12 protein-coding genes are annotated in these 14,397 nt (G+C 73.7%); 5 read left to right on the forward strand and 7 right to left on the reverse strand.

The window, feature by feature from the left end; genetic code table 11:
* Window positions 1–42 precede the first annotated feature (42 nt).
* Window positions 43–564: a VOC family protein gene (locus FHX31_RS21405; RefSeq protein ID WP_013284919.1), complete on the reverse strand. Its 522-nt coding sequence runs from the start codon at window positions 562–564 to the stop codon at window positions 43–45.
* 50 nt (window positions 565–614) lie between these two features.
* Between FHX31_RS21405 and FHX31_RS21410 the strand changes: the two genes are divergently transcribed.
* Both FHX31_RS21410 and FHX31_RS21415 read left to right on the forward strand, forming a co-directional pair.
* Window positions 615–1,085: a MarR family winged helix-turn-helix transcriptional regulator gene (locus FHX31_RS21410; protein ID WP_114919788.1), complete on the forward strand. Its 471-nt coding sequence runs from the start codon at window positions 615–617 to the stop codon at window positions 1,083–1,085.
* Between the two features lie 48 nt (window positions 1,086–1,133).
* Complete coding sequence (locus FHX31_RS21415; RefSeq protein ID WP_184977084.1) at window positions 1,134–2,696, forward strand: tetratricopeptide repeat protein; 1,563 nt, start codon at window positions 1,134–1,136, stop codon at window positions 2,694–2,696.
* Window positions 2,697–2,700: 4 nt separating this feature from the next.
* Here the strand turns inward: FHX31_RS21415 and FHX31_RS21420 are convergent, their stop codons facing one another.
* On the reverse strand, window positions 2,701–4,104 hold the full coding sequence (locus tag FHX31_RS21420; RefSeq protein WP_184977085.1) for a sensor histidine kinase: 1,404 nt from the start codon (window positions 4,102–4,104) through the stop codon (window positions 2,701–2,703).
* Window positions 4,101–4,757 carry a response regulator transcription factor gene (locus FHX31_RS21425; protein ID WP_013284915.1) on the reverse strand — a complete coding sequence of 219 codons (657 nt, stop codon included), beginning with the start codon at window positions 4,755–4,757 and terminating at the stop codon, window positions 4,101–4,103. The genes FHX31_RS21420 and FHX31_RS21425 overlap by 4 nt, the downstream gene beginning before the upstream one ends.
* A 95-nt stretch (window positions 4,758–4,852) precedes the next feature.
* Between FHX31_RS21425 and FHX31_RS21430 the strand changes: the two genes are divergently transcribed.
* Together FHX31_RS21430 and FHX31_RS21435 are read left to right on the forward strand one after the other, a co-directional pair.
* Window positions 4,853–5,962 carry a LolA family protein gene (locus FHX31_RS21430; RefSeq protein WP_145823778.1) on the forward strand — a complete coding sequence of 370 codons (1,110 nt, stop codon included), beginning with the start codon at window positions 4,853–4,855 and terminating at the stop codon, window positions 5,960–5,962.
* A 241-nt stretch (window positions 5,963–6,203) separates the two neighbouring features.
* On the forward strand, window positions 6,204–8,423 hold the full coding sequence (locus FHX31_RS21435) for a HelD family protein (protein ID WP_402883605.1): 2,220 nt from the start codon (window positions 6,204–6,206) through the stop codon (window positions 8,421–8,423).
* A gap of 828 nt (window positions 8,424–9,251) precedes the next feature.
* On the opposite strand, the gene FHX31_RS21440 is transcribed toward FHX31_RS21435, so the two are convergent.
* Window positions 9,252–9,674: a hypothetical protein gene (locus tag FHX31_RS21440; RefSeq protein WP_041784166.1), complete on the reverse strand. Its 423-nt coding sequence runs from the start codon at window positions 9,672–9,674 to the stop codon at window positions 9,252–9,254.
* Between the two features lie 285 nt (window positions 9,675–9,959).
* Here FHX31_RS21440 and FHX31_RS21445 point away from each other — a divergent pair, with 285 nt between their 5' ends.
* On the forward strand, window positions 9,960–10,334 hold the full coding sequence (locus tag FHX31_RS21445; protein ID WP_387031444.1) for a hypothetical protein: 375 nt from the start codon (window positions 9,960–9,962) through the stop codon (window positions 10,332–10,334).
* Between the two features lie 61 nt (window positions 10,335–10,395).
* Here the strand turns inward: FHX31_RS21445 and FHX31_RS21450 are convergent, their stop codons facing one another.
* The 3 genes from FHX31_RS21450 to FHX31_RS21460 all read right to left on the reverse strand — a co-directional run bounded on the left by FHX31_RS21450 (window position 10,396) and on the right by FHX31_RS21460 (window position 14,300).
* A complete protein-coding gene (locus FHX31_RS21450) occupies window positions 10,396–11,376 on the reverse strand; it encodes a sporulation protein (protein ID WP_184977087.1) in 981 nt (326 codons plus the stop codon).
* Window positions 11,377–11,479: 103 nt separating this feature from the next.
* Complete coding sequence (locus FHX31_RS21455) at window positions 11,480–12,256, reverse strand: DeoR/GlpR family DNA-binding transcription regulator (protein WP_047894228.1); 777 nt, start codon at window positions 12,254–12,256, stop codon at window positions 11,480–11,482.
* Window positions 12,257–12,290: 34 nt separating this feature from the next.
* Window positions 12,291–14,300, reverse strand: coding sequence for a beta-galactosidase (locus FHX31_RS21460; protein ID WP_184977088.1), 2,010 nt, complete (start codon window positions 14,298–14,300; stop codon window positions 12,291–12,293).
* Window positions 14,301–14,397 lie beyond the last annotated feature (97 nt).

A 14,397-nucleotide genomic window follows, 5' to 3' on the forward strand; every position in this document is an offset into this window, starting at 1 on the left:
GTTTCTACCGCACGGCGCGGCGGGCCCGGCCGTGAACCCCGCTCAGACCGGGACGGAGATGCCCACGCCGCCGCGCGTCTGCCCGCCGTAGCGCTGCCGCTCGCGGTCGAGGTCGAGCCGCCCGATGCGGGTACGCGCGGCGAGCGCGGCGTCGTCCAGCAGGTCGGCCGGGACGATCCAGACGATCTCGAACTCCAGGCCGTCCGGGTCGCGGCCGTAGAGACTCTTGGTGGTGCCGTGGTCGGACGCGCCGACCAGCGCTCCGGCGGCGGAGAGCCGCTCGGCGGTGGCGCCCAGCTCGTCGAGCGTGTCCAGCTCCCAGGCCAGGTGGTAGAGCCCGACGGTGGCCCGGCCGGCCTGGGACGCCCCGGCCGCCGCACCGATCTCGAACAGCCCGAGGTCGTGGTCGTTGGTGGAGTCGGGCGCCTGGAGGAAGGCGGCGCCGCGGAAGCCCTCGGGCGTCATCGGAACCCGGCGGAAGCCCAGCACGTCGCTGTAGAAGGCGACGCTGCGCTCCAGGTCACTGACGTAGAGGACGGCGTGGTTGAGTCGGTGGATGCCCATGCCACCGACCGTACCCCCATTTTGTTGAGCGCTCAACTATCTGCGCTATGATGGGCGTCATGACCCGGTGGCTGGACCCCGACGAGCAGCGGACCTGGCGGGCCTTCCTGACCGCCTCCCGGGCGCTGATGGAGACACTCGACCGCGAGCTGCAACGCGACGCGGGCATGCCGCACGCGTACTACGAGATCCTTGTCCGCCTCTCCGAGGCCCCCGGCCGGCGGCTGCGGATGAGCGAGCTGGCCGAGCTGACCGGCTCCTCGCGCAGCCGGCTGTCGCACGCCGCCGCCCGGCTGGAGGCGTCCGGCTGGATCCGCCGGGAGGACTGCCCCACCGACCGGCGCGGGCAGGTCGCCGTACTCACCGACGAGGGCTTCGCCACCCTGGCCGCCGCCGCGCCCGGCCACGTCGAGGGGGTACGCCGGCACCTGTTCGACGCGCTCAGCCCGGCCCAGGTCGACCAGCTCCGCCGGATCAGCGAGACGCTCGCCGACCACCTGACGGATTCGGGACCAAACTGATCCACTGCGGGTCTTGTACATACCGTCGCCGGACGAGCACGATGGGGCGTGTCCTCCGGCTTCGCTGACCTGACCGTCCAGGCGCACCAACTGGTGTCCGAAGGCGACCTCGACGGCGCGCAACGGCTGCTCGCCGACGCGCTCAGCGACGCGGATCCCCGACCCGGCAACGCCTCCGCCGAGCTGGCCGAGGCAGCCGGCCTCCAGGCCCGGGTGCTGGTCGCGCTCGGCGAGCCGCACTCCGCCCGTGGCTGGGCCGCGTTCGCGTACGCGGCAGCCACCCGGCTGTTCGGCCGCTCCGACGAGCGCACCGTCACCGCCGCCGCGACGCTCGCCGCGGTGCTGCACCGGGTCGGCAGCGACGCCCGGGCGGCCCGGCTCTACTCCGACGTCATCATCGAGCTGACCGCCCGCGACGGCCCGGAGTCGCAGCGGGTGCTCGCCGCGCACGCCGACCTGGCCACCGTGGAGTACGCGCGCGGCCAGTGCGAGGTGGCCCGCGACCGGTTGCAGGACGCCTGGGAGCTGCACCGGGAGGTCTACGGCGACGGTCACCCCAGCGGCATCAAGATGCTGGCGAAGCTCGGCGCGATGGAACGCGACTGCGGCCGGTACGCCGACTCGCACGAGCACCTGACGCTCGCCGAGGAGCTGTGCCGGCTGCACCTGGACTCCGACGACCCGCTCGCCGCGCAGGTGGCCGGCCTGGCCCGCGCCGCCGCCGACCCGGACCACGTCTGCCCCGCGCCCGCCCCGGCTCCCGAGCCGCCGCCCGCCCGGACCACGCCTGTGGTGCCCGCCGCCCGGGTGCCCCCGCCCGCCGAAGGGCCGCACGACCTGCCGCCGTACTCGCCGCCCGCGCTCGACGAACCGGTCGAGACGCCGCTCTACCACCCGCCCGGACGGGCCGCCGAGACCGCGCACGTGCCGACGCCGCGTACCGCGCCGGAGGCCGACGGGTTCGACGACTACCCGTGGCCGCCCGACGACCCGGCCGAGCAGCCGTGGCGCCCGGACGCCGACCCGCTGCCGCCCACGGTGGTCGGTCTCGCCGACGACCAGGCCGGGGTACGCCGCGTGCCGCCGCCTCCACCCGAGCCGCCGTCGCGCTACCTGCCGGTGCACGTGCCCCGGCCACCCGTCGCGGAGCGGCGCGCCCGGCCCTGGCTGCCGCTCGTGGTGCTCGGCGTCGCGGTGGCGCTGCTGCTCGGCACCGTCGCGGTGATCGCCGGGGTGTCCCGGGTGGACGACGGCCGCGACGCCCCGCCACCGGCCACCAGCGCTCCGCCGCCCACCTCCGCCGGTCCCGTGCCGTCCACTCCCGCAGCCGCCAAGCCTGGCACGCCGCCCGGAAGGTTCACCCTCACCGACCGGCGCGACAGCATCGTGCTGAGCTGGACGTACCCGGCCGGCGCGGAAGGGCCGGTGGTGGTCGCCGGGGGCCGGTCCGGGCAGCCGCAGGGCACGTTCGCGACGCTGCCCGCCGGGTCGGCCGACTACATCGCCTACGGGCTCGACCGCACCACCGACTACTGCTTCACTGTGGCACTCGTCTGGTCCACCGACACGGTCGCGCGCACCGGCCCGGTCTGCACCAAGCGCCGCCGCTGACCGCTCACTCCGCGTCCGGCTCGGCCAGCGCGCGCAGCCGTACCGTCGCGCGCAGCCCCGGCGCGGCGGTGCCGGGCGTCGCGTCGGCCAGCTCCACCGTGCCGCCGGCCCGCCGTACCAGCTCACGCACGATGGCCAGGCCCAGGCCCGCGCCGCCCGCGTCGCGGGCCCGCGCGTCGTCGAGCCGGGTGAACCGGGCGAACACCCGCTCCCGGTCCGCCGCCGGGATACCCGGCCCGTCGTCGGTCACCGTGATCAGGTGGTACGCCCCGTCCGGCCCGCTCACGGTCAGTTCCACGGCGGAGTACGCGTGCCGCAGCGCGTTGTCCACCAGGTTCACCAGCACCCGGCGCAGCTCCCCCGCGTCCCCCTCCACCCATCGGGGCGCGTCCGGCGGCGTCAGCCGGACCGGCGGCGACGGGTAGCGGGCGGCCACACCGCGCAGCAGCTCCCCCAGCTCCACCGGGCCGACCGGGGACGGCCGGGCGTCCTGCTCGTCGAGGCGGGCCAGCAGCAGCAGGTCGTCCACCAGGCGGCTCAGCCGCTCCGTGTCGGCGAGCAGGTCGTCGGCGACCGCCGGCCAGTCGGTGTCGTCGCCGAGACGCCGGGCCACCTCCAGCTCGGTACGCATGTTCGTCAGCGGGCTGCGCAGCTCGTGCGCGGCGTCGGCGACGAACGCGCGCTGGCGGTCCCGGGACGCGGCCAGCCGGTCCAGCATGTCGTTGAGCGTGACCGCGAGCCGGTGGATCTCGTCCTGCCCGGCCGGTACGGGCAGCCGCTCCGCCCCGGCCCGCCCGGTGATCTCGGCGGCGCCGCTGCGCAACTGCTCGACCGGGCGCAACGTCGCGCCCACCACCCGCCAGGCCACCACGCCGAGCCCCGCCACCAGCAGCGGGAAGCCCACGAGCAGCAGGTTGCGGACCACGTGCAGGCTGTGCCGCACGTCGGTGAGCGACTTGGCGACCAGCACCGTACGCGGCTCCTGCGCCGTGCCGGCCGGCACCGTGACCACCCGGACCGGGCCGGGCATGCCGGCGCGCCGCCCGTCCACCACCAGCCGCTGCCGCTGCCCGGGACGCAGCTCGTCCGGGCCGAGCATCGGCACGAGGCGGTCCGCGTCGATCGAGGCGGCCCGGATCCGGCCCTGCGCGTCGACCACCTGCACCCGCAGCTGCCCGCCCGCGACAGGCAGCGGGTCCGGCAGCGCGTCCTCGGCGGCCAGCAGCGCGACCGCGTCGGCGGTACGCAGCGCCTCCTCGTCGACCGACCGTTGCAGCGTCCAGCCCAGCGCGCCCAGCAGCAGCGTCCCGCCGAACGCGAACCCGACCGCCAGCCCCAGCACGCCCAGCGCGAGCAGCCGCGCCCGCAGGCCCAGCCGCGGCAGCGGGCCGCGTATCCACCGGCTCATGTGGCCAGCCGGTAACCGGCGCCGCGGACCGTCTCCAGCCGCTCCCGGCCGATCTTGCGGCGCAGGTAGCCGACGTAGACCTCCACCGCGTTCGGCGCGGTGTCGACCGAGGCGTCCCAGACGTGGTCCAGCAGCTCGGTCTTGGAGACCACCTCGCCGGGGCGGCGCATCAGGTAGTCCAGCAGCGCGTACTCGCGGCTGGTCAGCACCACCTCGGTGTCGGCCCGGGTGACCCGGCGGCGGGCCGGGTCCAGGCGCAGGTCGCCGACGGTGAGCACGGTCGGCCGCCGGGGCGCGCCGCGGCGCAGCAACGCCCGCAGGCGGGCCAGCAGCACCACGTACGAGAAGGGCTTGGTCAGGTAGTCGTCGGCGCCGCAGTCCAGGCCGTCGGCCTGGTCGTACTCGCCGTCCTTGGCCGACAGCATCAGCACCGGCAGCCAGCGCTGCTCGGCGCGCAGCCGGCGCACCACCTCGTACCCGGACAAACCGGGCAGCATCACGTCGAGGATCATCGCGTCGTACTCGCCGTGCCGGGCCGCGTCCAGCCCGTCCGGGCCGGTAGCCGCCACGTCGACCACGAAACCCTCCGCCGACAGGCCCCGGCGCAGCGCCGCCGCGAGCCGCGTCTCGTCCTCCACCACCAGCAACCGCACCGGTCAAGGGTGCCACCATGGGGTCACCCGTAGGGGATCTCCTCAGCGTGGTCACAGCGACGGTCGCGCAGCATGGAGCGCAGGAGGTGCACACTATGTCAGTGATGAAGAACCGCGCCGTGCTGCGCTGGCTGGTCCCGGTGACCGCGGGGGTCGCCGTGATCGGCGGTGGCGCCGCCGTCGGCACGTTCGCCGCCGGCGCCGACCCGGCACTGCCGCCGCGCAGCGCCGCCCAGCTCCTGGAAGACCTGCGCACGTCCCGCCTGGACGGGCTCTCCGGCACCGTGGTGCAGCGCGCCGACCTCGGCCTGCCGCCGATCGCCGCGCTCGCCGGCCAGGCCACCGGCAACGACCTGGCCGGCCTGGTCTCCGGTACGCACACGCTGCGCGTCTGGTACGGCGGCGAGGACCGGCAGCGGCTCGCGCTGGTCGACACGCTCGGCGAGCAGGACATCCTGCGCAACGGGCGGGACGTCTGGACCTGGAACAGCCGGGAGAACACCGCGACGCACCGGAAGCTGCCGGCCGACGCGCCGGAGCGGGCCACCGTGCCGGCCACCCCGGCCGACGCCGCGGACCGGGCGCTGGAGGCGATCGACCCGACCACCGCGGTCACCGTCGGCCGCACCGCAACGGTCGCCGGGCGGGACGCGTACGAGCTGGTGCTCACGCCGCGTGACAAGGCGTCACTGGTCCACCAGGTCCGGATCGCGCTCGACGCGAAGGAGCACGTGCCGCTGCGCCTGCAGGTGCTCGCCGACGGGCAGGACGAGCCGGCGTTCCAGGTGGCGTTCACCCAGGTCGACTTCCGCACGCCGGAGGCCGACCAGTTCCGGTTCAACCCGCCGCCCGGCGTGAAGGTCACCGAGGCGACCGAGGGCGAGCGACCCGGACCGGCCGGTAAGCGGTTCGACAAGAAGGACGCCGAGAAGCCGGACGTCCGTACCGTCGGCACCGGCTGGACCACGGTGGTGGTCGCCAAGATCGGCGACGCGGCGACCGGCGGCGGCGCGAAGCCCGGCGCGGACGCGCCGGATGCCCAGATGCTGGGGCAGGTGCTCGGTGACCTGCCGAAGGTCAGCGGCGACTGGGGCAGCGGCCGGCTGCTCAGCGGCAAGCTGTTCAGCGTGCTGCTGACCGACGACGGCCGGGTGATCGCCGGTCTGGTCACGCCGGAGCGGCTCTACGAGGCCGCAAAGGGCTGAGAATCGCCGTGCCCGGGGCTCGGTCGGCTGACGCCGGCCGGGCCCCGAGTCGTGTCCGGGCTTGGTCTGGTGGCTGCCGACGCGCTATCTTTCTCAGTTCAGGCACAAAAAAAGGATGGCTTCTGAATGCCATTCCTGCGGCAATTTTAGTCAATGAGGAGCCGGATTGTCAACGCACTCCGACGTGTCGGCTGACCTGCGCCAGGACGACGAGATCGGCCGGGAACAGGAATACGTCTCGATGCTGTACGACCGGCTGGACGGCATGCGGGAACAGGCCGCCCGGCGGCTCGACGAGGAGTTGCGCCACACCGGTGGCACGCAGCAGGCCCGCTCGCAGCGCGACTCGACCGTCGCGATGTACGCCGACCAGGTCGAACAGTTCTCCGCTGTGGAGAGCGGCCTGTGCTTCGGCCGCCTCGACGGCGACGACGGCGCGGTCCGCTACATCGGCCGGATCGGGATCTTCGACTCGTCCGGCGACTACGACCCGCTGCTGATGGACTGGCGCGCCCCCGCCGCCCGGCCGTTCTACCTGGCCACCGCCGCCAACCCGCAGGGCGTACGCCGCCGGCGCCACCTGCGCACCCGCGACCGGAAGGTGACCGGGCTCAACGACGAGGTGCTCGACATCGCCGCCGCCTCCCCCACCGCGCACGAGGAGGTGACCGGCGAGGCGTCGCTGCTCGCCGCGCTCAACGCCGGGCGCACCGGCCGGATGCGCGACATCGTCGAGACGATCCAGGCCGAGCAGGACCGGATCATCCGCGCCGACCTGCCCGGCGTGATGGTGGTCCAGGGCGGGCCCGGCACCGGCAAGACGGCCGTGGCGCTGCACCGGGCCGCGTACCTGCTCTACACCCACCGCCAGCAGCTCTCCACCCGCGGCGTGCTGCTGGTCGGCCCGAACGCCACGTTCCTGCGCTACATCTCCCAGGTGCTGCCCACGCTGGCCGAGACCGGCGTGCTGCTGCGTACCCAGGCCGACCTGTTCCCCGGCGTGCACGCCCGCCGCGCGGAGCCGGCCACCACCGCGGCGCTGAAGGGCCGCGCGGTGCTGACCGAGGTGCTGGCCGCCGCGGTCCGCGACCGGCAGTGGGTGCCCGACGAGCCGGTAACCATCGAACTGCCGCAGCGGGAGATGCTGACGCTCGACCCGGAGACCGTGCGGCAGGCCCGGGACCGGGTACGCCGCACCGGCCGCCCGCACAACCTGGCCCGCGCGCTGTTCGACGTGGAGATCGTGCACGCGCTCGCCGACCAGGTGGCCGAGCGGATCGGCGCCGACCCGCTGGGCGGGGAGAACCTGCTCTCCGAGGCCGACCGCGCGGAGATCCGCCGCGAGCTGCGCGAGGAGCCGGAGATCCGGGCCGCGCTGGACGAGCTGTGGCCGGTGCTGACCCCGCAACGCCTGCTCGCCGACCTGTACGCGTCGCCGGAGCGGATCGCCACTGCCGCGCCGATGCTCACCGACGACGAGCGGGCCGCGCTGCACCGCGAGCCGGGCGGCTGGACGCCCGCCGACGTGCCGCTGCTGGACGAGGCCGCCGAACTGCTCGGCGAGGACGAACGCGCCGCCGTGGCCCGCCGGGAGCGGATCCGGGCGCTGGAACGCGAGTACGCCGAGGGCGTGCTGGAGATCTGGCGCGGCTCCCGCTCCATCGACGTGGAGGACGAGGCCGACGGCGGTGAGATCCTCGGCGTCACCGACCTGATCGACGCGGACCGGCTCTCCGAGCGGCAGGAGGAGTCCGACCGGCTCACCACCGCCCAGCGCGCCGCCGCCGACCGGAACTGGGCGTTCGGGCACGTCATCGTCGACGAGGCGCAGGAGCTGTCACCGATGGCCTGGCGGCTGCTGATGCGCCGCTGCCCGAGCCGGTCCATGACGATCGTCGGCGACGTGGCGCAGACCGGTGCGCTCGCGGGCACGCCGTCGTGGGGCGAGGCGCTGGCGCCGTACGTGGCGGACCGGTGGCGGCTGGAGGAGCTGACTGTCAGCTACCGCACCCCGGCCGAGATCATGGCGGTCGCCGCCGACGTGCTGGCCGAGATCGACCCGGCGCTGCGGCCACCCCGCTCGGTACGCGCCACCGGCGTACCGCCGTGGGACCGGACCGTACCGGCGGACCGGCTCGTGACGGAGCTGGTCGAGGCGACGGCCCGGGAGGCGGCGTCGCTCGGTGACGGGCGGCTCGGCGTGCTGGTGCCGACCGGGCGGGTGGCCGAGCTGGGCGGCGCGGTGGTGGCGGCGCTGCCGGAGGCGACGGTGGGTGAGCAGCCGGAGCTGGCGAACCGGATCGTGGTGCTGACCACCGAGCAGGCGAAGGGCCTGGAGTTCGACTCGGTACTGGTGGTGGACCCGGCCCGGATCGTCTCCGAGTCCCCCAGGGGCCACAGCGACCTCTACGTGGCCCTGACAAGAGCCACCCAGCGCCTAGGCATCCTCCGCACCCCCTGACTCCCCCTCCCTCCCGCCCGCCCTCCACCCGCCCTCCGCCCCCTCCGCCCGCCCTCTGCCCCGTCGATCATGAAGTTGACGGCGATGTGGATCTCCATTTCGGCCGTCAACTTCATGATCGACCGGCCCGGGCACGTGCTGCCCGACGTCCCGCCGGGCGCACCCTCCCGCGCTCCTCGCGCCCCCGCCCCTGCTCCGCGATCATGGAGTTGCAGCCCCGGAATGATCGACAAAGCGGACATCTTTCGGGCCGAGAGTGCAAGATCGGCGAGTGAGGGCGGGGTGTGTGCCGGGTTAGGCACGTGTCCCGTCGGCCTGTTCCCGCCAGATCGGGGAACTGGCGGGCGCCTGCGCCAGATCGGGGACGTTGCTATGTCACGCCCGCTCTGACCACACCACCTCCCCGAAGTGGCGCGACGCGTGCACCAGATCGGGAAGTGGCGGCACCCTGCGCCTCGACCACACCACCTCCCCGAAGTGTCGACGCGTGCACCACCTCGGGGAAACGGCTACATCCCATCCACCCCGACCGCACCACTTCCCCGACGTGGCGGGACGCCGTCAGCGCGAGCCGGGAGAAAGCCCCACGGCCGGGTAGGGCGGGAGCGGGTCGGGCGAACAAGCCACTTCGCCGAAGTGGCGACGCGCGCGCCAGATCGGGGACGTTGCTATGTCACGCCCGCTCTGACCACACCACTTCCCCGAGGTGGCGGCGGCAGCGTCCGCACGAAGTGGACGTCACACCGGGAACGGAGCTGGGAAGGGGAAGCGCAGACACGGGACGGCGGGGCGGCCGGAGGCCGTCCCGCCGTCCCCGCCGTGACTCGGTCAGCCTGGGTTGGGGCGGTTGTTGGTGAAGTTGCCCACCTGGGCACCCGTGGCCGAGTTGTCGCTCGTGGAGCCGCCGGCCGGGGTACTCAAACCACCCGTGCTCGCGTCACCGGTCGTCGTCGGCGCCACCTTGCCCGGGTGCTTCTCGGGCTGGCGGGCCAGCCGGCGCACACTCGCCGGGCCGGCGGTGCCACCTGTCGTGGTCACCGCTCCCTGACCCCGGGTCGGTCCGCCGTCGCGCAGCACCGTCGGGTCGACGGGTACGTCCGCCGGGTCGTCCGGGTCGAGTTCCTGCCGCATCCGCTCGACGTCGGTCTGGGGCACCGTGACCTCGTCCAGCGCGCCCTCGCCGTACACGCCTCCGGCGACCCGCTGCTCAGCCTGCCGGGCGGCGTCCTGCCGCATGTCGTCCTCACGCACGTCAACCACCTCGCAGCTCTCTCGGGGTATCGGTGGTGCGTGCCCGAGGGTGGGTGGCTGAAACCGGAACCGGCGGCGGGAGGACCGATGTGCGTCCCGGTGTCCGGTTCCGGCCGCGAGCCGAGCGCGACGGCCATTCGTCGGTGACCGGCGGTTACCTTGTCTCCGGCCCCGGGTAGACCCAGGGTGCCCCCGCCGCAGAGCGCGAACCGCGCCGTGGCCGACCTGCGGTAGCGGGGCGAGGGTGTGCAGGTTAACGACTCATCAAATCCTGAGGAGGACCAGATGAGCACGCAGGCTGCATCCACCAGGCCGATGAACCGGCCGATGTCCGACGTCCAGAACCGGTCGAGCATGCAGGACACGGCGACCCGGCAGATGCCGTCGATGCACGACGGTCACCGGGAGAACATGCCGTCCCCGGGTACGGAGACGAAGCAGGCGTTCCTGACCACCGAGTTCTGGGTGTACGCCGCAGCGGTCGCGGTCGTCGTGATCGCCGCGTTCTGGCGAGGCGCCGCCACCAACGGCCTGAACATCAACAACCCGAACCAGGCCTGGTGGTACCTGACCGCGCTGACCGGCGCGTACCTGGTCAGCCGTGGCCTGTCGAAGGCGGGCAGCGCGCGTCGCTCCGGCAAGGAGCGCCGGGGGCGTTGACCCCCCGCCGCGCTAACGGCGACGCCCCCGGGATCCGTCCCGGGGGCGTCGTCGCATGTGCTCACTCCCCGCCGAAGTCCCCGAAGTCGTCGCCGCCGTCGAACGCGTCATCGAGCATCTCACCGGCGATCATGCCGCCGGCGACACCGAGCGCGGCGCCCGCGACCACGCCGCCCATACCCGGGCCGCGCCGCCCGTGGCCATGGTGACCCGGGTAGCCGTGGCCGCCGCCGTGCGGCATCCCGAAGCCCTGGGCCCGCAGGCTGCCGTAGCGGCCGGTGGTCTCCCGCAGCCAGCCGTCGACGACCTGCACCCAGTCGGTACGGGCGGCGTCGCTGTGCGGAATCGAGTACCTGCCGATGACGTCGTGCCCGGGGCTGAGGAAGCCGCCGCGCTTGTCGCACTCCAGGATCACCTCGACGCCCTGCTGGCTGGTCACGAACGTCAGCTCGACCTCGGTGACGGTCTGCGCGTACTGCGGCGCGGCGAAGAACTCGATCTCCTGGTAGAACGGCAGCGTCTGCGGCACGCCGTAGATGTGACCCCGCTCCAGGTCGGCGTGCTTGAACCGGAAGCCGAGCGCCTGGAACGCCTCCAGGATCCGCTCGTGGATCGGCAGCGGGTGCACCGACACCTGGTCCAGGTCCGACTTGTCGACCGCGCGTGCCACCGCCAGCTCGGTGCGCAGGCCCATGGTCATGCCGCGCAGGCGCTGGCCGTACACGTCGGTGATCGGGGTCTCCCACGGCACCGGCATCTGGAACGGGATGGAGAGCTGCTGCTTCGGGGCCAGCTCGAAGGCGCCGCTGACCGGCATCCGGTGGAACTCCATCACGCCCGCGAACTCGTGGTCGCCGCTCTCGATCTCGACCCGGGTCACCAGACCGATGTTGATCTGCTCGATGCGGGCCGGGGCGTCGCCGCCGACCAGGTTCACGTGCCCGTCCAGGGCCAGGCCCGGCCGGGTGTTCGGGTTGCTGAGCACCGTGTCGACGCTCGGACCGCCCACGCCGAACGCGCTCAACATCTTCTTGAAGACCATCGGTCACTCCCGTGCAACTGCGCTCCGACATGGACCGTCGGGCACTTCGTCAGGGCACCCTAGACGGCGGGGCTGAGAAGTGCCTGTGAGGCACGCCGTGGTGTCAGTCCGCGCGTACCACCACCAGCTCGCCGACCTGCTCACCGAGCTGCCGGCGGGCCTCCGGCGGCAGGCCGCCGTCGGTGATCAGCACGTCGGCCTCCTCCAGCGGCGCGATGGTGGCGATGCCGATGGTCTCCCACTTGGTGTGGTCGGCCAGCACCACGAGCCGCCGGGCGGCGCCGATCAGCCGCCGGTTCACCGCCGCCTCCAGCAGATTGGGCGTGGTGAAGCCGGTACGCGGGCTCATCCCGTGCACGCCGAGGAAGAGCAGGTCGACGTTGAGCGCGGCGATGGCCGCCTCGGCGACCGGGCCGGTGAGCGCGTCCGACGGGGTACGGATGCCGCCGGTCAGCACCACCGTCTGGTCGGCGCGGGGGTTCTGGTAGAGCGCGTCGGCCACCGGGATCGAGTTGGTGACCACTGTCAGTCCGCGTACCTCGGCCAGCCGGGCGGCCAGCGCGGCGGTGGTGGTGCCCGCGGACAGCGCCACCGCCATCCCCGGCTCGACCAGCTCGGCGGCCCGCTCCACGATGGCTCGCTTCTCGGCCTGCTGGCGTACCGACTTGGCGGCGAAGCCGGGCTCCTCGGTGGAGCCGGGTCCGGCGAGCGTCGCTCCGCCGTGCACCTTGTCGATCAGGCCGCGGTCGGCCAGCACCTCCAGGTCGCGGCGGATCGTCATGTCGGACACCCCGAAGCGGCTGACCAGGTGACTGACCCGGACGCCGCCGCTCTGGCGGATCAACTCCAGGATGGCGCTCTGCCGTTGCTGGGCGAGCATGGGGACCTCCTCGGCGCGAACGGCAGGGTACCGGTCAGGCGGTCGCGGGCACCGGCGCGGGCTCCTCGCGGACCACCGCCACCTCACCCGCCGGCACCTCCAGCTCGCCGTCGCAACGGGCACCGCCGAGCAGCTCGGCGCCGCTGACCGCCAGCCGGGCCGGTTCGGTTCTGTGGTTGACCACGAACAGCCAGCTCCGGTCCGCCGAGCGGCGGCGGACCACCTCCACCCCGGCCGGCGCGCTCACCGGCGGACGTACGCCGGTCTCGGCGAGGAGCCGGGCCACCAGCCGGTCGGTGGCCTCGTCGTCGAGCCGGGTGCCGACGTACCAGGCGGCGCCCGCGCCGACCGTGTGCCGGGTCAGCGCCGGCACGCCCGGCAGGGGCCCGTCGGTGTACGCGGCCAGCACCTCGGCGCCCTCGGCGTGCAGCCACTCGGTCCACACGTCGGCGCGGGCGCCGTCGTCGAGGCGTACCGTCTCGCCTTCCCGCAGCGGGAAGAACTCCTCGACGCGTACGCCGAGCAGGTCGCGGAACGCGCCGGGGTAGCCGCCGAGCCGGATGTGGTCGTGCTCGTCGACGATGCCGCTGAAGTAGGTGACCACAGCGGTGCCGCCGGCCTCCACGAACCGGCGCAGCGCGTCGGCGTCGGCGTCGCGGACGAGGTAGAGCGTGGGCACCACGACGAGCCGGTAGCGGGACAGGTCGGCCGACGGGTGCACCACGTCGGCGGTGACCCCGGCCCGCCACAGCGCGGCGTGCAGCGCCGACAGCCGGTCGGTGTAGGTGACGTCGACGCTCGGGTGGGAGTCGAGTTCGGCACCCCACCAGGCCTCGTAGTCGAACAGGATCGCCACGTCGGCGTCGACGCGGCTGCCGCGTACCTCGGCGAGCGCGCGCAGGTCGGCGCCGAGCCGGCAGACCTCGCGGAACACCTTGGTGTCCGGCCCGGCGTGCGGCACCAGCGCGGAGTGGAACTTCTCCGCGCCGGCCCGGGAGGCCCGCCACTGGAAGAACAGCACGCCGTCGGCGCCGCGCGCGACGTGGGCGAGGCTGTTGCGGCGCATCTGGCCGGGCGTCTTGGCCACGTTGCGGGGCTGCCAGTTGACGGCGCTGGTGGAGTGCTCCATCAGCAGCCACGGCGCACCACCGGCGACGCCCCGGGTGTGGTCGGCGGCCAGCGCGAGGTTGACCTGCGGCTGCGGGTCGGCGGCGGTGAGGTAGTGGTCGTTGGAGACGACGTCCACGTCGGAGGCCCAGGAGTGGTAGTCCAGGTACTTGATGCCGGTGCCGATCATGAAGTTCGTGGTGACGGGCTGCGGGACGAGCCGGTTCAGCAGTTCCCGCTCGGCGCGCAGCTGGGCGCGCTGCTCGTCGGAGGAGAACCGCAGGAAGTCCAGTTGCTGCGTCGGGTTCGCGAACGTCGGCGCGGTACGCGGCGGGTTGATCTCGGCCCAGTCGTGGTAGCGCTGGCTCCAGAAGGCGGTGCCCCAGGCCGCGTTGAGCGAGTCCAGGTCGCCGTAGCGCTCGCGCAGCCAGCCGCGGAACGCCTCGGCGCTGACGTCGCAGTAGCAGTGCACGTTGTGGCAGCCGAGTTCGTTGGAGACGTGCCAGAGCACCACGGCGGGGTGGCGCGCGTACCGGCGGGCGACGGCCTCGACCAGGGCGAGCGAGTGGTCCCGGAACACCGGTGAGCTGGGGCAGTACGCCTGCCGGCCACCGGGCCAGAGCACCGTGCCGTCGGCGCGGCGGGGCAGCGTCTCCGGGTGCCGGTGCGCCAGCCACGGTGGCGGGCTGGCGGTGGCGGTGGCCAGGTCGACGCTGATGCCGCCGTCGTGCAGCAGGTCGATCGCCCGGTCCAGCCAGTCGAAGACGTACCGGCCGGGGGCGGGCTCCAGCAGTGCCCAGGAGAAGATGCCGACCGAGACCAGGTTGACCCCGGCCCGTCGCATGAGTTCGACGTCCTCGGCCCACGTCTGCTCGGGCCACTGCTCCGGGTTGTAGTCCGCGCCGTACCAGATGCCGTCGCCGTGCCAGTTCCGCATGACAGCAGAGGGTGCCCCCGAACAGCACCCAAGTCAACACTTTCCAACATCGACTGAAGTTCCAACGTTTACCGACTCTTTGCCCTGCCTCACCGCC

Source organism: Micromonospora sp. CNZ286, from assembly GCF_014207755.1.